The organism is Candidatus Poseidoniia archaeon, assembly GCA_030748895.1.
GTDB lineage: Archaea > Thermoplasmatota > Poseidoniia > MGIII > CG-Epi1 > UBA8886.
Map to the genome: position 1 here is coordinate 77,648 of JASMLC010000004.1, position 16,952 is coordinate 94,599.

Annotated in this window: 15 protein-coding genes; 10 read left to right on the top strand and 5 right to left on the bottom strand. The window is 62.5% G+C overall.

Annotated elements, in window-relative coordinates; translation table 11 throughout:
• Positions 1 to 4 precede the first annotated feature (4 nt).
• From QGG57_02695 to QGG57_02710, 4 genes are read right to left on the bottom strand one after another with little or no spacing between them, the layout of a single operon-like run.
• The gene (locus tag QGG57_02695; GenBank protein ID MDP7007083.1) at positions 5 to 616 is read right to left on the bottom strand and encodes a hypothetical protein; all 612 of its coding nucleotides are present in this window, start codon (positions 614 to 616) and stop codon (positions 5 to 7) included.
• Positions 616 to 2,127 carry a cbb3-type cytochrome c oxidase subunit I gene (locus QGG57_02700; protein ID MDP7007084.1) on the bottom strand — a complete coding sequence of 504 codons (1,512 nt, stop codon included), beginning with the start codon at positions 2,125 to 2,127 and terminating at the stop codon, positions 616 to 618. The genes QGG57_02695 and QGG57_02700 overlap by 1 nt, the downstream gene beginning before the upstream one ends.
• Positions 2,124 to 2,870 carry a cytochrome c oxidase subunit II gene (coxB, locus tag QGG57_02705; protein ID MDP7007085.1) on the bottom strand — a complete coding sequence of 249 codons (747 nt, stop codon included), beginning with the start codon at positions 2,868 to 2,870 and terminating at the stop codon, positions 2,124 to 2,126. The genes QGG57_02700 and coxB overlap by 4 nt, the downstream gene beginning before the upstream one ends.
• Positions 2,870 to 3,592 (bottom strand): heme-copper oxidase subunit III, encoded by a 723-nt coding sequence (locus QGG57_02710; GenBank protein MDP7007086.1) that lies wholly within the window; start codon positions 3,590 to 3,592, stop codon positions 2,870 to 2,872. Before QGG57_02710 ends, coxB begins: the two co-directional genes overlap by 1 nt.
• Positions 3,593 to 3,684: 92 nt before the next feature.
• On the opposite strand from QGG57_02710, the gene QGG57_02715 reads away from it, so the two are divergent.
• From QGG57_02715 to QGG57_02750, 8 genes are all read left to right on the top strand, one after another.
• Entirely contained in the window at positions 3,685 to 4,428 is a 744-nt protein-coding gene (locus QGG57_02715; GenBank protein MDP7007087.1) for a MarR family transcriptional regulator, read from the top strand.
• A 274-nt stretch (positions 4,429 to 4,702) separates the two neighbouring features.
• Positions 4,703 to 4,804 carry a hypothetical protein gene (locus QGG57_02720; GenBank protein ID MDP7007088.1) on the top strand — a complete coding sequence of 34 codons (102 nt, stop codon included), beginning with the start codon at positions 4,703 to 4,705 and terminating at the stop codon, positions 4,802 to 4,804.
• An 85-nt stretch (positions 4,805 to 4,889) separates the two neighbouring features.
• On the top strand, positions 4,890 to 5,144 hold the full coding sequence (locus QGG57_02725; GenBank protein ID MDP7007089.1) for a hypothetical protein: 255 nt from the start codon (positions 4,890 to 4,892) through the stop codon (positions 5,142 to 5,144).
• Position 5,145: 1 nt separating this feature from the next.
• Positions 5,146 to 5,388 carry a hypothetical protein gene (locus tag QGG57_02730; protein ID MDP7007090.1) on the top strand — a complete coding sequence of 81 codons (243 nt, stop codon included), beginning with the start codon at positions 5,146 to 5,148 and terminating at the stop codon, positions 5,386 to 5,388.
• Positions 5,389 to 5,390: 2 nt separating this feature from the next.
• A complete protein-coding gene (locus QGG57_02735) occupies positions 5,391 to 6,158 on the top strand; it encodes a ZIP family metal transporter (GenBank protein MDP7007091.1) in 768 nt (255 codons plus the stop codon).
• Between the two features lie 43 nt (positions 6,159 to 6,201).
• The gene (locus QGG57_02740) at positions 6,202 to 7,098 is read left to right on the top strand and encodes a hypothetical protein (GenBank protein MDP7007092.1); all 897 of its coding nucleotides are present in this window, start codon (positions 6,202 to 6,204) and stop codon (positions 7,096 to 7,098) included.
• Positions 7,089 to 8,378 carry a fumarylacetoacetase gene (gene fahA / locus QGG57_02745; GenBank protein ID MDP7007093.1) on the top strand — a complete coding sequence of 430 codons (1,290 nt, stop codon included), beginning with the start codon at positions 7,089 to 7,091 and terminating at the stop codon, positions 8,376 to 8,378. The genes QGG57_02740 and fahA overlap by 10 nt, the downstream gene beginning before the upstream one ends.
• A gap of 252 nt (positions 8,379 to 8,630) precedes the next feature.
• Positions 8,631 to 15,392: a carboxypeptidase regulatory-like domain-containing protein gene (locus QGG57_02750; protein ID MDP7007094.1), complete on the top strand. Its 6,762-nt coding sequence runs from the start codon at positions 8,631 to 8,633 to the stop codon at positions 15,390 to 15,392.
• Between the two features lie 9 nt (positions 15,393 to 15,401).
• Here QGG57_02750 and QGG57_02755 read toward each other — a convergent pair whose 3' ends face one another.
• Positions 15,402 to 15,530 carry a hypothetical protein gene (locus QGG57_02755; GenBank protein MDP7007095.1) on the bottom strand — a complete coding sequence of 43 codons (129 nt, stop codon included), beginning with the start codon at positions 15,528 to 15,530 and terminating at the stop codon, positions 15,402 to 15,404.
• A 79-nt stretch (positions 15,531 to 15,609) separates the two neighbouring features.
• Between QGG57_02755 and thyA the strand changes: the two genes are divergently transcribed.
• Positions 15,610 to 16,488, top strand: a complete 879-nt coding sequence (gene thyA / locus QGG57_02760; protein ID MDP7007096.1) for a thymidylate synthase — start codon at positions 15,610 to 15,612, stop codon at positions 16,486 to 16,488.
• On the top strand, positions 16,485 to 16,949 hold the full coding sequence (locus tag QGG57_02765) for a dihydrofolate reductase (protein ID MDP7007097.1): 465 nt from the start codon (positions 16,485 to 16,487) through the stop codon (positions 16,947 to 16,949). Before thyA ends, QGG57_02765 begins: the two co-directional genes overlap by 4 nt.
• The last annotated feature ends 3 nt before the right edge of the window (positions 16,950 to 16,952 follow it).

The following is a 16,952-nucleotide window of genomic DNA, read 5'->3' on the forward strand; positions in this document are numbered from 1 at the left end:
ACGTTCAGTAGCGTAACCTGCGCCGGCAGGCAATTCCCAGCAGCAGGGCAATGGTGAGGATTGTCGACAGGCCCGGGCTTTCCTCTTCGTAGCCACTGCCCTTTGACGTGTATTCAGCTTCATTCCAGTGGTCTTCTTCACTCGCTTCGCCGTCACCATTCACGGCGTTCCCTCTCAGCGTAAACGATACACGTAACGAATCATCAGCAGGCGCCACCCACTCAACTTTCCAGCTCCGCTGGTCGTTGCCCTCAGAGTTGTGGGTCAGCGAGCCATCCTCTTTTTCCTGTGTGTTCGAATCTACTGAAGAAAGGTCACCAGCGCTTGCCTCGAGGTTGAAGCCTCCCTGGTTCGTCGGATTAGACGTGACCTCGGGACCACCAGACAGCGCGACTGTCAGATTGTAGCGGACTCCAGCGTCATACGTAGCGGGCAGTCCCGAAAGCGTCACCATGAGGTCACTGGCTGGCGAGCTACTGTGGCAGATGCATCCACTCTTTGAGTCATCAACCGAAATCCCACCACTGTAGGAACTAGCGTCCGGGAACGTGATAACTGCCACAGCAATTATCAGGACCCAAGCTAGCACAGTGCCCCGGAGTGGGACTTCATCCATCAATCAGAATCACTCCATTCCAGTGTGCTGGCGCCCCAGGGGTTGCTACCTGCTTGCTCGCCGTGACTCAAACTCCTGACAAGGTTATAGAGGAAAACCAGCTGTGCCAAGAAGGCAATTACGGCGCCAATTGTGGCCACGAGGTTGTAGAGTTCCCAGGTCACCTCATCGTAGATGTAGACGCGGCGAGGCATGTCAGTCAGCACGAAGAGTGAAGCGAAAAGCAGGAGCCCGAGCACTGTGCCCCAGAAGTGGATTTTGCCCAGCTTTTCGTCCAGGAACCGACCGAACATCCGAGGGAACCAGTAGTAAATTCCACCCACGACACCCATTACTACGGCGCCTAGCGTGTAGTGGAAATGTGCTACAATATAGTAGGTCCCCCTCAGGTGGTAGTCGATTGCGGCTGATGACAGGAATACGCCTGTCACGCCCCCGATGACGAATACGGCCACAGCACCCAGAGCAAACAGGTTGGCAGTGGGGAAAGTGATTCTCCCGCCATACAGCGTTGCTATCAGGCAAATCATTAACACTCCGAACGGAATCGAAATCAGCTCGGTGGTCACGCTCATGAACTCCCTCAATAGCGGGTCAATGCCAGTGATGAACATGTGGTGGACCCAGACGATAACACTGAGGGCCGTTCCGACAATGAGCGAATAGATGATGTAGCGCTTGCCATAGAGCGGCTTGCGGGCAAATACTGGAATTATCTCAGCTACAATCCCCAGTTCCGGCATCAGCACCACGTAAACCTCAGGATGGCCAAAGAACCAGAACAGGTGCCCCCACAGGATTGCGCCATTCGTCGAGTCCGCGAAGAACATCGTCCCGAAGATGCGGTCACCGACCAGCATCAGCAGTGCTCCTAGCAGGGCCGGGAAAATCACCAGCATTAGCACCACCGTGAACAGCATGGTCCAAGTGAAAATCGGCATGTCCCAGAGGCTCATTCCCGGCTTGCGGTGGTTCAGGATTGTGACTATGAAATTGATGGTTGAAGCCGTCACCGACATCACCAGCAGTACCAGCCCCGCGCCAGCCAGGTTAACTCCATTGCCGGGACTGTACTCGAGTGAGGTCAGCGGCGAATAGAAGGTCCAGCCCACGTCGGCGGCCCCACCTAGCAGGAATCCCGAAGCAGCTACCAGCCCTCCGAGCAGGAACGCCCAGAAGCTGAACGCGTTCAGTCGCGGGAACGCCATGTCCTTCGCCCCGATCTGCAATGGGACCATGTAGTTCGCGAAACCGAAGGAAAGCGGTGACGCGAAGAAGAGCACCATCACGGCACCATGCATGGTTACGATTGAGTTGTAGAACTCACCTGGCTCTCCCGGTCCCCAGTCGAGCAGGGCCGTCCCACTATTGGGCTGGTAGAGCTGTAGCCTAATCAGCAGCGAGAGCGCGAGGCCGATAAATCCGAACAGGAGTGTGGCGAAGAAATACATCAAGCCGACATCCTTGTGGTTGGTGGTTGAGAGCCATCGCTTCAGTACGACTGTGTTCATGCTGACCCTCCATCATAGAGATTGGTGTAGTCATCTGGTTCTACAATCACCAGAGTGCCTTTCATATCGGCGTGATCTGCGCCACAGAGTTCCATGCAGTAAATGGGATATTCTCCGGTATTAGATGCATCAAACCAGATTACGTTCGGCTCTGTGTCGCCTGGAATGGCATCAATCTTCAGCCGCAGGGCAGGAACGGCAAAATTATGCCAGACGTCATCCGAGGTCACCTCCAGAATGACCGTGGTGTCGGTTGGCACTGTGAGGGTGTCGTATGACTTATTGCCGCTGGGGTACTCGAACTCCCAGAAGTACTGCGCGCCAGTCACTTTCACAGTTACCTGTCTGCTCGCCATGCCTTCATCCGGGTTCTCGTAGAAGTTGACCATGTCAATCGTTCCAATTGTGAGCCCCATCAGGATGACGAATATGCCAGCTGTAACTGCCCAAGTCCAGGCCGGGTCTCCCCGGTGCTTGGGGATTTCGCCCAGCTTAGGGGCATCAGCAGGTTCGAAATCTCCCTCCTTGGCGCGGAACTTGAATAGGAGCCAGCCCATCCAGCCATACACTACGAGGGTGACGATACCACCAATCAGGGTATAGATGCTGAACAGCCTGTCATACTTCTCGGCATGAACACCGGTTGTACCGGTGCTAACACAGGATGCGCAGGCAGTAACCTCGCCTGCAAGCAGGATTATGACACCGAGTGCGCTGGCAATGGCGAGTGTAATTCTCCTCATTAGAGTACCTCCAGGTAGACGAAAAGAAGAATGAACACCCAGACTGCATCAACGAAGTGCCAGTAGAGCACGATGCTCTCCGGCAGTTGCGTTTCCTTGTGGAGCGAATCCGTCCTTGCCAGCCAGTGCAGGATGCTGAGGACCACGATACCCACCAGCACGTGTAGGCCATGCAGGCCGGTAAGCGCGAAGAAGGCGGTCCCGAAACTGGATTCCTGCGTCAGTCCAGCCTCATAGAGTGTGAAGTATTCGTAGCCCTGCCCGATTAGGAAAAGTGCGCCCAGTAGGATTGTGACTGGCAACCACATTGAATCAGAGGACTCGCTAAGTGACCGGTGAGCCGTGTAGGCACTTAGGAACAGGAAGAGGGAAGTTAATCCAACAAAAGGCATATCGAATTCGACTGTTTCAGGAGGCCAAGAATCAGCCGAATAATGGCGGGCCCAGAACCAGAATGTGAAGAAGACTAGGAACACCAGAGCCTCCGTGATAACGATGATTATCGTAGCGTAGTAACCATCTCTCCATCCACCCGTTTTACTCCAGGACCATAGTTCTACTTCTTCGCCAATCCAGTGCCAGAGCCCATATACTATTATGACCAAACCTAGTGGTAGCAAGGGCCATGCTAGGAGTCCGGCTAGTAGCAGCGCGATAGCTAACGCAACTAGGATTGGTTGGAAGCTGTCATGCTCGTTTTCTGGGTCGAGATTCGAACTCATGGTTGAGCATTACCTCTTAAACAACGTAACTATACGTTCTTACCAATACATACCTATTTATAGGTTTGGTTTTATGTTCACTTATCTAGAAAATGAATGGAGACGACTTCGACCTCTACAACACGCCTCGGGGGCTGAAGCCCATCACCAGTCCCATCAAGCGGGGAATCCTGAACTTGCTCAAGGACAGCCCGCGGACCCAGCGGGAAGTCATGGCCTCGATTGGGCGAGCGCAGTCTACGACTGCGCGTCACCTGCTTGAACTGGAAGCGGCGAGTCTGGTTAGGTCATCGGTAGACCCCGCGGACTCCCGGCGCAAGGTCTATCACCTCACAGGGCGGCTCGCTGCCACGGGTGGAGGACCCACTAATGCCTTCTCCAGCTATTTTACCCAGACCGTCCGCAATGGACTGGCCAATGATGCACCACTGATGGAGCGCATCAACCACGGCCTGCGCTACGTTACCCAATCATGGGGACTCTCGCTCGACTCGATGCTGCGCGAAGTGGGGCACGATATCGGAATCCAGATGGCGGAAAGCCTTGACAGCAGTGCGGAACTGGATGCCGTGATTGAGAGTCTTGCAACGCTCTGGGAGGATAACAAGATGGGGCTCATCGAGAAACATCAGGATAATCCACTGGTCCTGCGCATAGACGGAAACTACGACTGCACCGGCGTCCCCGATGTGGGCAAGCCGCTCTGCGCTCTCGACGAAGGCATCATGGAGGGTGTCCTCTCGAACTCCATCGGTGGTGACTGGAAAGTCCGTGAATTCGCCTGCCACGGCACCGGGCACGACCACTGCCTGTTCAAGGTCGAGCCCCCCTGGTGAGACCTAGTTCGCCGACCTTCCGGAAACCGTTCCATGAACCCGCTGCTAGAAATCCTGCTGGTTTCAATGCGAGATGCGTTCCGGCAGGTTGCAGTTTTCGTAGCGGTAATGGTGCTGCTCTTCTCCTGAATCCAGTACCGCACGGCAGGTGGACTAGTTGAATTACTGCAACGAAAAAGGCGCTGGCAGCCACTGACTGGTGCACTGATGGGGCTGACTCCCGGCACTGGCGGCACACGCTATCTCACAGGATGGCGATGCGCTCTTTCCGCTGCTGGCGCGCAATCGCATGGCGTCGCTCTGGGCGACTATCCATACCACTGTCCCGGCACTGCTGGTCGGCACTATCCTCTACCTGCTCGACTTCAGCGCCTGATGGCCCTTACGCCATATTTATTGCATAAATAATACAATCAGATTACAATCATAATCTTTTTATAATACATTGTATCGGCCATTCCATGAGCGAATGGAATTACACCAGTTGCTCGAAGCCCTTCGATTCAGTCGAGGAGGCGCTCGAGTTCATGCAGGCGCGAAAATTCTCCGGGCAGGTGCTGAAGCGGACCGAAGAGTACACCGCAGTCTGCCCGACCTATCCCGAAGGCTACTACCCCGACGCGGTTTCCGTCGCGTCCTACGCGCCGGAGAGCGGGGTGACGCTCGCGGCCGACGAAGGCGAGGCTACAGCCGACTGCTGTGGGAGCTGCTGCTAGCATGGGCCGCCGCTCGCACTACGCGATTACCAAGGTCTCGGCCGACCTGCCGGCGGCGCTGGTACAGCAGCTGGACGGCTGGAAGGGAGAAATCCAGGGCATCAACCGCTCGCGGTTGATTTCGGACCTGCTGCGCTGGGCGCTCGACCGCGGGGCGGTTGACGAGCTCTACCCGGAGTGCGAGTTCGACCACAAGCACGCTGACGCCGAGGCGGATTGCGGCTGCCACTGCGTGACCTGTTGACGATGGACGACCAGACCTTTCTCTTTCTGCTGGCGGCCATCATGTTCGCCGGCGCGCTGGCGTTCGGCTACATCCCGCTCGGCTTCCGCTTTTCCCACGCGCGGCTGGAGCAGTTCATGGCGCTCGGTGCCGGGGTGCTGGTCGGCTCCGCCTTCCTGGTCATCATCCCCGAGGGGCTGGAGCTGACGCTGGGCGCGGCAGCCGGAATCGCGCCGCTGTTCCTTGGTGGCGCAATCCTGGCCGGCTTCACGCTGATGCTATTGCTCGAGTTCTTCGGGCTGCCGCACGCAGTCCACCACGAGGCGGACCGCGAGCTGCTGAGCCTCTCGGCAACCATCGGACTGATCATCCACGCCTCGGCCGACGGGCTGGCGCTAGGCGCCTCGGTCACCAGCAGCACCGAGACGGGTCTGATTGTCTTCGCCGCCATCATGCTCCACAAGGGGCCGACCGCCTTCGGGCTCGCCTCCTTCCTGGCGCACATCGAGACCGGGCCGGCGCGGTCGCGGCTCTACCTGCTGCTCTTTGCGCTGACGTCGCCGATTGCCGCAATCCTCGCCTTCTACACGCTGCGCGACAGCGCGCTAGCAAGCGACGACAACGTGGGTCTGGCACTGCTCTTCTCGGCCGGCACGTTCCTCTACGTCGCAACGGTCGACGTGCTGCCCGAAGTGCACAGCCACGACCACGAAGGCGAGTCACCAACCAGCTTCGTCATCCTGGGGATGCTGCTGGTGCTGATAGTCGCGCTGCTCGGGCCGGGGCATTAGCGCCGCCTGAAAGCCTAATACCGCCCGCCTGAAGTCAGCGGAGATGCGACCCGCACGCGCGCTGCTGGCCGGGATGGTCGACTACGCCGGACTCTTCCCGCCGGCGCAGCTCCCACTGGACGATGCGGTGCGCGAATACGCTGCGCACCTCGGCGACGCGGAAGCGTGGATGCTGGGGCGCTTCATCATCCCGGCGCAGCGGCTGGGCGAGCTGGAACCGCACCTCAGGGCGTTCCCGGAAACACTGCGAATCGCCGCGCTGGGGAAGGGCGGTCGTTCCGAAGACGAATATTTAAAGAATATTGACGCCGACCTCGCCGCCATCAAAAGCTTTCGCGCTGCGCACGGCGACGCGGTCGCGGTCGAGAGTTTCGAAGCGCGGCTGCCGCCGCTGCCGGTCGCCGCCGACTTCGTCGCGGCAGTCGCGGAGCGGCTGCGCGGGGCCGGGCTGGCGCAGTTCCACGAGTTCGCGGTCGGCGACCATCTCGAAGCGACGCTGGCAACGCTCGCCGCTGCCGGGGCAGGAGCGAAGCTGCGCTGCGGCGGCGTGAGCGCCGACGCATTCCCGGCGCCCAAGCAGGTTGCGCGCTTCATCGTCGCCGCGCGCGACGCCGGCGTCGCCGCCAAGTTCACCGCCGGGCTGCACCATCCGGTGCGGTACTTCGACGAAACCGTCGGGACCGAGATGCACGGCTTCCTGAATCTTTACGTCGGCGGGATGCTGGCGCACACGGCGGGGCTGGGCTGGCAGGAATTGGCGGGAATCATCGCCGACCAGTCGCCCGACGCGTTCGCGCTGACCGGCGTCGGCGTCGAGTGGCGCGGGCGGCTGGTGCGCGCCGAGGATGTAGCGCGGCTGCGCGAAAACGCGCTGCTGGGGCAGGGGAGTTGCTCTTTTGCCGAGCCGGTGGCTGACCTGCGCGACATAGGATGGCTCTGATGGCTGGCGACGCGAATGACCCGAAGCTGCGGTCGTGGGTCGCGGTCGCCGCCGACTCGCATTTTCCAATCCAGAACCTGCCGTTCGGCGTCTGCCGCCCAAAGGCGGGCGGCGAGCTGCGCGTCTGCTCCGCCATCGGCGACTCCGTCGTGGACCTGGCGGTGCTCGACGAGACTGGCGCGTTCGACGGTACGCCGGTCGCCGGCACCGAAGCGTTCCACGAGCCGACGCTCAACGCCTTCATGGCGCTCGGCCGCGAAGCGTGGTCGGCCACCCGCCAGGCGCTCAGCCGGCTGCTGCGCGACAACTGTGGCGAGCTGCGCGACGACGCGGAACTACGCGCAGCGGCGCTGCTGCTGGCCGACGCGGTCGAGATGGAACTGCCGGTCGATGTTGGTGACTACACCGATTTCTATTCGTCGCGCGAGCACGCGACCAACGTCGGGACCATGTTCCGCGGCGCCGAGAATGCGCTAATGCCGAACTGGCTGCACCTGCCCGTGGGTTACCACGGCCGCTCGTCGTCGATTATCGTCAGCGGCGCACCCGTAAGGCGACCGCAAGGGCAGACGCGCCCCGACGACGCGCAGCCGCCGGTTTTCGGCGCCAGCCGCATGGTCGACTTCGAGCTCGAAATGGGCTTCTTCATCGGCCCCGGCAACGCCCCGGGCGACCCGGTCCCCGTCGCGGAGGCCGAGTCACACATCTTCGGGATGGTGCTGGTCAACGACTGGTCGGCGCGCGACATCCAGAAGTGGGAATACCAGCCGCTCGGGCCGTTCCTCGCGAAGAATTTCGCCACCACAATCTCGCCCTGGGTCGTGACGCTCGACGCGCTCGAGCCGTTCCGCTGCGCCGGCCCGGAGCAGGAGCCGCCGCCGCTCGAGAACCTGCGCGGCGGCGGTGACGGCGCGTTCGACATCGCGCTCGAAGTCTGGCTGGCGCCTGACGGTGGCGGCGCGACACGGCTCTGCCAGAGCAATTGCCGCTACCTCTACTGGTCGATGGCACAGCAGCTGGCGCACCACGCCTCGGGCGGCTGCAACCTGCGCACCGGCGACCTGCTCGCCTCCGGCACCATTTCGGGGCCGACCGACGACAGCCGCGGCTCGATGCTCGAGCTGGCGTGGCGCGGCGAGCAGCCGCTGACCCTAGACTCGGGCGAACAGCGCGGCTCGATTCAGGACGGCGACACCGTCACGCTGACTGGCTGGTGCCAGGGCGACGGATTCCGCGTCGGCTTCGGCGAATGCAGCGGAAAGCTGCTGCCGGCGCACTGAGTCCTCGCGCGCACGCCGGGCGCAGGGCGCGTTCGAGATAGCGCTTATATAAACCAGCGAGTGGCGCCCCCTCCGTCCTCCGTTCCGAAGGGCATCCAGGGACTCAACATGGCTCGAAGCACGCGCAGGCGCCGTGATGGCATACGCAGTCGCCCGCTACAGCGACCCAGCGCAGCTGCCGCCATTGCTCCGGCTGCCCCGCAAAAGCGACAGGCCGAGTCGACACCAGTCCACTGGCCCAGCCTGCTGGCGGTGCTCGGAATTTTCCTGCTGGCGCTGACGATTCGCTCGGCCTGGACGCTGGATGCCGCGACCGAGGATGGGTTCAAGCTCACCGGCGGGAGCGACCCCTACTACCACAAGCGGGTCGTTGACTACGTCATGGAAAATGGCGAACACCTCGTCCGCGACGAGATGCTCAACTACCCCTACGGCGCCAACAACAACCGGCCGCCGCTCTTCGACTGGTCAATTGCGATTACGGGGCTGGTGCTGGCGCCCTTCTTCGGCGACGCCGCCGAATCAACCTGGTGGGCGATGGAAGTGCTGCCAGCGGTCTACGGCGCGCTGATTGTCTTCCCCGTCTACGCCATCGGCCGCGCGCAGTTCGGCCGCGAAGCGGGATTGCTCGGGGCGCTCTTCATCGCAGTCAATTCCGGCCATATTTCCCACTCGACCATCTCGCTGGCGGACCACGATTCGTACGTGATTTTCTTCGGGACTTGTGCCTTCTTCTTCTTCATGCGCGCCCTCACCGAGGGAAGCGACGCGCGCTGGGTCGCCGACTGGCGCTCCGCCGAGAGCATCAAGCGCGGCTTCACCGACTTCCTGCAGAGCGAGCGGCTGGCGCTCGGCTACGCGGGACTAGCGGGGATGACACTAGTGCTGGTCGCGCTGAGCTGGAAAGGGTTCCCCTACCTGATGGTGATTCTCGTAATCTACCTGATTTCCCAGATGGTAATCAACGCCTTCCGCAGGATTGACAGCCTGACGACCGCGATGCTCGGAATAGTCGCGCTTTCGCTGCCGATCCTGCTCGCGCTCCCCTACTACTGGAGCATGGGCTTCATCAGCCCCTGGTGGGACGCGCCCGCCTACATCCTGCTCGCCTTCATCGGCGCCTCGGTGCTGCTGGTGCCGACGCGCGACCTGCCGTGGCTGCTGGTGCTGGGCGGCACCGTAACGGTCGCCACACTGGGCTACCTGCTGCTCACCTACGTTTTCACCGACCTCGGCTTCCTGCTCTTCAGCGGACAGGGCTACTTCGTGCGGACCAAGCTGTTCGACACGATTGCCGAGGCGCAGCCGCCGACCTTCGCCAACTTCGTCTTCTCCTTCGGCCTCGTCTCGGTCTGGTTCGGCTTCTTCGGGCTTATCTGGATGGCTTGGCAGCTTTTCGCCAACCGGCTCTGGAAGAAGGACTACCTCCTCATCCTGATCTGGGCAGCGGTCGCGCTCTACATGGCGCAGTCTGCGATTCGATTCATCTTCAACGCCACACCCGTAATGGCGCTACTCTCGGGCTGGGTCACCTGGCTGCTGATTGAGCGCGCCGGTTTTGGCGACGTGCTGGAGGCGTGGCGCCACTACTGGGGGCGCCACGGACCGAGCATCCTGTTCCTCGCGCTCGGGTCGCTGCTAGTCGGCTTCCTGACTTTCTTCACGGTCGGCCCGCTGGTCGGCTTCCTCGTCGGAATCCTGCTGCTGGCACTGATGCTCTCCATCGGCCACATGGCGGCGGACGAGGACCAGTACAGCCTGCGCGACCGGCTGGGTGGATTACGTCGCGCCTTCGAAATCAAGCGGCCCGCCGTCGCGTTTGTCGTGGTGGGGATGCTGCTACTGCCCAACGCCTTCTACGGCTACGATGCCGCGGTCCCCTACGAAGACAAGAAGGACCACGACACCGGCGTCTACGATTTCTTGCGCTACTCGCTGCTGCGGCCGGAGGAATACCAGTATGACCAGCGCAACAACATCTCGCTCTACCCCGACGGCGTTAGCGGTATGTACAACCGCACGGGAGTATGTAATCTAGCCACGTATACTACTAAAACTGATTGTGAATCCAATAGTGGACGTTGGTCTGCCAGCCCGATCTGGTATATGGGCATCACCGGCCCCTCGTTCCCCGCCAGCTACTGGATAGACGGGCTGGAGTGGCTGGCGGAGCAGGATACCGAGTTGCCGCAGGAGGACCGCCCCGGCTTCATCTCGTGGTGGGATTACGGTTTCTGGGCCATCGACATTGGCGAGCACCCGACCGTGGCCGACAACTTCCAGTTCGGCTACCAAATGGCGGGCAACTTCATCACCGCGCAGTCGGAGGAGGATGCGCTGGCGCTGCTGCTCTACCGGCTGGTCGAGCCCGAAGTGGACCGCGAGAGCGACCGCTTCCCGCCCGCGATTCGCGAAATCATGCTCACCTACTACTCTGAAGATAACGTCACGGCGCTCGAGCAGATTATCGCCAACCCTGGCGAGCAGGTGCCGGAGGGCGAGGACATCAACAAGCGCAACGCGGCGATTCGCGCCGGGCGGCCCGTCCTGGCGTCCGCCTCCCTCACTGAGCTGGCGGACGTAATCTACGATGTCGAGCAGGCAACCGGCCACTCGATTCGCTACTTCGGCGCCGACACCCGCCTCATGCCCTACTCGGCCGAAAACACCGGTATCCTCTACGCGCCGGTGACGCTGGCGGACTATGAGCTGAACGACTTCGTCGCGGTGAGCCTAGGGCTCTCTAACGGCCAGACCGTGACCTACGAGGAGGCGGACGAGCTGCTGCGGAACGACCCCACCCTCACCGTCACTTCGCAGGCGCTGGACTACAAACCGCGCTTCCTGAACAGCATGTTCTACCGCGCCTTCATCGGCTGGTCCGGGCCTGATATCGGCCGCGAGGCGACCGACGGCATCCCCGGCATCAGCGGCGAAATCGGCGCCGACACCAGCCTGCTACCGCTCCCCGGCTGGGGGCTGAAGCACTTCAAGCTGGCGTACGCCAACAACGGCCTGCGCATCCTGAAATACTACGACGGCGCGACCATCAACGGCGTCGTGCAGACCGAGGAGGGGGCACCAATCCCCAACGCGACCGTCACGCTCCTCGATGAGGGCGGCACGCCGCACGACTCGGTCGTCACCGACGCGCTGGGGCGCTACAGCGTCGTCGCGACGGCAGGCAACCACACGCTGATGGTCTCGATGGGCGAGTTCGGCTCCGATATCGAGCGGGTGCACCTCACCTCCAACAACATCCTCGCCCGCGAGGTGGGCATCCTGATTTCGGAGGCACAGGCGACTCGCGCCACGCAGCCGGAAATCCGCATCGACATAGAGGTCGAGGCGGCCAGCCTCAGCGGCGAACTCTACTGGGACGCCGGCGAACGCGAACCGATTGCCGGGATTCCAGTTACAGCAACCCAGACCGCGACGGGGCGCGAGTTCAGTGTCGACAGCGGCGCCGACGGCAGCTTCGCCTTCGACGCTATCGCGCCGGGCGAATACCGCGTCACGGCCGACCTGAACGGGCACGAGCTGGAGTTGGCGAACTACGAGGGCGTCGCCGGCCTGCAGGCAGACCAGTCGCTGGAGATTGACGGCGCAGTCGTCCCCGCCAGCGTGCTGGGGCTGATTGGCCCCGGCATCGGCTACATTCCCGGAATGGTCTCCTTCACGCTCGAGGACCACACCAACGGCACGCTGATGCAGCGCGAGGCGCTGACCAGCTTCCGCTTCGACAACCTGCTGCCGGGCAACTACACCCTGCGACTCGACAACGACAACAAGTTCAGCGAGTGGGACAACAACACTGTCGCCTTCACCCTCGCCGCAGGCAAGGAGAGTTACCACAACACCACCATCACCGAGGGCACGCGCGTCAGCGGCGTCCTCAGCTGGCAGGGCGAACCGGTCGCCGACGAACATCTCTCAATCACCCACGTTGGCGGTCGGCACGCGACCGAAGTCACCAGCGACGCTAACGGCTACTTCACAACCATCCTCCCCGCGGGAACCTACGACCTCTACACGCTCCACTCCGACGCCAACGCGGCGTGGCTGGCGCGGATTGACAGCGAGGCGCCGGGCGGCCTGCTCGACGCGGCGATGCAGCCAGCAGGCCGTATTACCGGCCTGCTCTTCAACGACCGTGACGGCGACGGAGAGTTCGAGGAGACGCAGGACGAAACTGTGGTGCGCGACGCCGAACTGCGCTTCGAATCGGTCAACGGCCGCGTCACCGTCCGCAGCGACAATCGCGGCGAATACGACGTGGGGCTGCCGCCGGGCGACTACACTGCCTACGCCAACTACATCGACATGAACGACAAGCTGGCGGGCCTCAAGCGCATGCAACTCGACTACGGGACCCTGCAGAGCGACCTGCCGATGTCGCCCGGGCACGACCTGTTCGTCATCCTCATCGAGGAACACCTCGGCATGGAAATACCGATTTCGGGGCTCTTCACGCTCGACACCACCGCCGGGACAGTCTACACCTGGGGTGACGAGATGGCCACGATTGTTGCGCTGCCGTCCGGCAGCTACCAGCCCGCCATACTGCGCGGCGGCTACGAACCGCTGCCGCCCAACGACAAGTACGACCACTTCGCGATGGGCGAGCTCCAGTTCCAGCTGGTGCGCACACCAGTTACAGTCACGGGAACGGTCGTTTACGACGGCGTGCCGGTGCCCGGCGCGCAGCTCTCGTTCAGCCCGGCCGACCGCATCGGCGACTATTTCCTCAACTTTACCGCGGATGAGGATGGTGGCTTCTCGGTCGAGCTCCCGCCGCACGAATACGTCTACAGCTTCACGTCCGATCTGGCGGGCCAGCGCTACTTCGCACAGGGGTCGCTCACGCTGCCGCTCGCCGGTGCGCCGGTCAGCCTCGGTGAGGTCGCGACCCACCTGCTGCTGGAAGTGGGCGGCGGCGCGCTACATCAGGGCGAGCTGAAGGAGGGCGAAGTGCTCTTCACCAGTACTAGCGCGCCGTACGACGTAACGCGCATCTTTGCGACCCGCTTCAGCGGCTATCACGGCTGGCTGCCGCCCGGAGAATACTGGGTCACCTTCGAGGGCGCGAGCGACAGCTCGCATTACAGCCACCTCTCGACGCTCGAACTGTCGGCACCGGCGCTGTTACACGACCTGTCGCTGGCGCAGGGGCATTTCATCAACGGCGCGCTGATTTCAGAGCCAACCGGCGAACTGGTCGACGAAGACGTGACGCTGATGTTCATTTCCGGGCTGGGGACTGCTATTGCCCGCAGCAACGGCGTCGACGGAGATTACGGGCCGTTCGACCTGCAACCGGGCAGCTACCAGCTCGAAATCACCCTGCCGGGCTTCCAGCCCTACAGCGCGCCGGTCGAGGTTACCGGCAGCTCCTACTTCAACGTCGACATGATTCCCGAAACACTGCCGCTGACGCTCAACCTGACCTACCGCGACGCCGACGGAGTGCTGCAGCCCCTCGCCGGAGTCGCGGTGACCTTCAGCCGTGAGGGCGGCTGGTCGCAAACGTGGACCAGCGACGCCAACGGCACCATCCAGCTACCGGAGATGGTTCCGGCACGCTACGACGTCAGCGTCGACGACTACCTCGACGACGGTGCCGACCAGTTCTACCTCGAGCGCACACTGCGGCTGCGCCCCGGCGACGGTCACCAGTTCTTCGACTACCCCGCGACCTGGAAGGCGCGCTTCCAGGGCAGCGTCTTCTACGACCGCAACTTCGACGGAACCCCGGACGGCGACGAGCTGCTGGCGGGCGCGACGGTCGAAATCCGGCTGGGCACCGGCGGGTCTGTGCTGGAATCGCTGGAGACCGACGGCAGCGGCAGTTTCCTGATTTACCTCAAGCCGGACAACTACCTGCTGCGCGCTTTCTCCGGGAGCGGTACTGCCTACACGCTCATCGAACCGCTGGACTTCAACGGCTCGCGCGACTACAACCTGTCGCTAGAGCGCGGAGTCGAGTACGAATGGCACTTCGTCGCCAGCGACGATGGCAGCCCGGTAGCCTTCGACGACGTGCGCTTCCGCGCCGGCGACGAGCTACTGCTGCACCTCGAGCCCACGGACGGGACTATCACCACCATCCTGCCGCCGGGCACATACAACCTCACGGCACTGCTGGAAGTCCTCGACGGATCGCCAGACCGCATCTTCGTGCTCGACGAGGCTATCGCGCTGGCGCTGGCTGACGACGGCAGCGCGACCACGCTTGAACTGGAGCGGCAGCTGCTGCGGGGCGCCGATGTCGCCGTCGACCGGCTCACGGCGCCAGCCGCCGTCGGGCAGTCGGTGAACTTCACCTTCAACTTCACCGGGACCGGCCACCGCACCACCACCTTCCAGGTCGAGGTAACAGGCGACGGGGATAACTGGACAGCCATTTTCCGGGCGCCTGATGTGAGCGTGGGGCCGGGCGAGAGCCGCGAACTAGTGCTCGATATCACGCCGGGTGACGGCGTTATTCCCGGCGTCTACCGCAACTTCAACGTCCGTTTCTTCTGGGAAGGGCAGGAACTCTACGACGACGTCAGCTTCGATTTCGCGCTGGAAGTGACACCGACCGAGAGGCCGCCGCCCGACTTCAGCATCAGCGAAGTTACCTGGGCGCCCGACAACATCGAGCCCGGGACCGAGGTGACGCTACAGGCGACCGTCACCAACACCATTGCCGGCTCGGGCGAGCAGTTCCCACAGGTCGGCTTCTACCTTAACGACGAACTGATTGAGATGACCAGCGCCGCCTTCGACGGCGAGGGCGAGTCGGTGGTCGAGGCGACCTGGGTTGCCAGCGAAGGCATCCACAGCTTCCGCGTCGAGGTCGACCCGCAGGAACTCTTCAGCGAGCAGGACGAGACCAACAACGCGAAGCCGCTGGCGCTGACGGTCGAGGCGGCCGCGGAAGAGGCGGAGGGCTTCCCGTGGCTGATGGCTTTCGTGGTCGCGACGCTACTGCTGACTATCGCCTATTTCGCACTCAGGCTGCGGCGCTGAAGCAGAGCTTCAGGAAATCGTGAGGTCCTTGACCTCGTAGTTCTCGGCATGCTTGTCGATGTACTCAATCAGGTCGGAAACGTGCGGCGACTCAAGCATGATTTCGCCACTCTCGTGGTCCACGATTCGGAAGGGCATACCTCCCCCTGCCTTGATATCTATTTATCAGTTTCGAATTTTGCCCCAACGCCTTAACCCCGCGGCGAAATAGGCCGGCGTGAAGCAGTACCTGGAGCTGGTTGAGGAGGTCCTCGACCGCGGAACGCGCAAGCAGAACCGGACCGGTGTTGACACCATCTCGGCGTTCAACGTCAACTACGCCATTGACCTTCAACAGGGCTTTCCGCTGCTGACGACCAAGGAGATTTCGTGGAAAAACATCGTCGTCGAGAATCTCTGGTTCCTCTCGGGCGACCGCCACATCGGACTGCTCCAGAAGCATGGCTGCAAGTTCTGGGACCCATGGGCCGACGCGGAGGGTTTCGTGCCGAGCGCCTACGGCAATTTCTGGCGCCATTTCCCGGTCCACGCCGAAGGGGGAGCGGGGTTCAACGATCAGGTGCGCTACGTGCTGCGGACGCTGCGCGAGAACCCGGCGAGTCGCCGCATGGTGGTTTCTGCCTGGGCGCCCGGCAACGCGCAGGCGAGCCAGCTGCCGCCGTGCCACCTGATGTTCATCTTCAACGTGCAGTATGACGCCGACGGCGAGCCGCACCTCTGCCTGCATCTGACACAACGCAGCTGCGATGTGGCGCTGGGCGTTCCGTACAACATCGCCGGCTACGCCTTCCTGCTCTCGCTCTTCGCGCATCTGGCGGGGATGCGGGCCGGCACCTTCGGCCATTCGCTGGTTGACGCGCACATCTATACCGCCAAACCGGACGGCTCGATGGGCGAATACGACCACGTTCCGGGGCTGCGCGAGCAGTTGCAGCGCGAGCCGCGGCAGCTGCCGCGGCTCGCTATCAGCCCCGACCTCAAAACGCTGGACGACGTGCTGGCGCTTTGCGACTCTGACCTCGACGATATCCTCGCTGCGTTCCGGCTCGACGGCTACGACCCGCAGCCGGCGATTTCCTTCAAGGTCGCGGTGTGAGCGGGACCATCCTGGCGGCGGTCTCGCCCGACGGGGTTATCGGCCGCGACGGTGGGATTCCATGGCATTATTCGGGCGACCTGCAGCGGTTCAAGCGGCTGACGCTTGGTCACACTATAATCATGGGCCGCCGCACCTGGGAGTCGCTGCCACGCAAGCCGCTCCCCGGGCGGCGCAACATCGTACTCACCTCGCGCCCGCTCGACGGGGTGGAGTGCTTTGCGTCGCTGGCGGAGGCGGTCGCGGCCGCCGACGGGGAGCTGTTCTTCATCGGCGGTGCGAGGCTCTATGCTGAGGCGCTGGGCTGCGCCGACTGCATCGACCTGGTGCTGGTCCCCGACGCAGTGCCGGTCGAGGGGAGCGTGCTCTTCCCGCGCATCCCCGACGGGTGGGTCGCCGGCGCGGTCGAGCCGCACCCCGACGAGCCGGCGCTGCGGTTGCAGCGCTGGCGGCGCGGCTGAGGG

Coding starts and splice junctions, on each gene's coding strand:
- QGG57_02695 (MDP7007083.1), bottom strand. CDS start 616: ATGGATGAAGTCCCACTCCGGGGCACTGTGCTAGCTTGGGTCCTGATA.
- QGG57_02755 (MDP7007095.1), bottom strand. CDS start 15,530: ATGCCCTTCCGAATCGTGGACCACGAGAGTGGCGAAATCATGCTTGAG.
- QGG57_02725 (MDP7007089.1), top strand. CDS start 4,890: ATGAGCGAATGGAATTACACCAGTTGCTCGAAGCCCTTCGATTCAGTC.
- QGG57_02730 (MDP7007090.1), top strand. CDS start 5,146: ATGGGCCGCCGCTCGCACTACGCGATTACCAAGGTCTCGGCCGACCTG.
- QGG57_02700 (MDP7007084.1), bottom strand. CDS start 2,127: ATGAACACAGTCGTACTGAAGCGATGGCTCTCAACCACCAACCACAAG.
- fahA (MDP7007093.1), top strand. CDS start 7,089: ATGGCTCTGATGGCTGGCGACGCGAATGACCCGAAGCTGCGGTCGTGG.
- coxB (MDP7007085.1), bottom strand. CDS start 2,870: ATGAGGAGAATTACACTCGCCATTGCCAGCGCACTCGGTGTCATAATC.
- QGG57_02710 (MDP7007086.1), bottom strand. CDS start 3,592: ATGAGTTCGAATCTCGACCCAGAAAACGAGCATGACAGCTTCCAACCA.
- QGG57_02735 (MDP7007091.1), top strand. CDS start 5,391: ATGGACGACCAGACCTTTCTCTTTCTGCTGGCGGCCATCATGTTCGCC.
- QGG57_02715 (MDP7007087.1), top strand. CDS start 3,685: ATGAATGGAGACGACTTCGACCTCTACAACACGCCTCGGGGGCTGAAG.
- QGG57_02740 (MDP7007092.1), top strand. CDS start 6,202: ATGCGACCCGCACGCGCGCTGCTGGCCGGGATGGTCGACTACGCCGGA.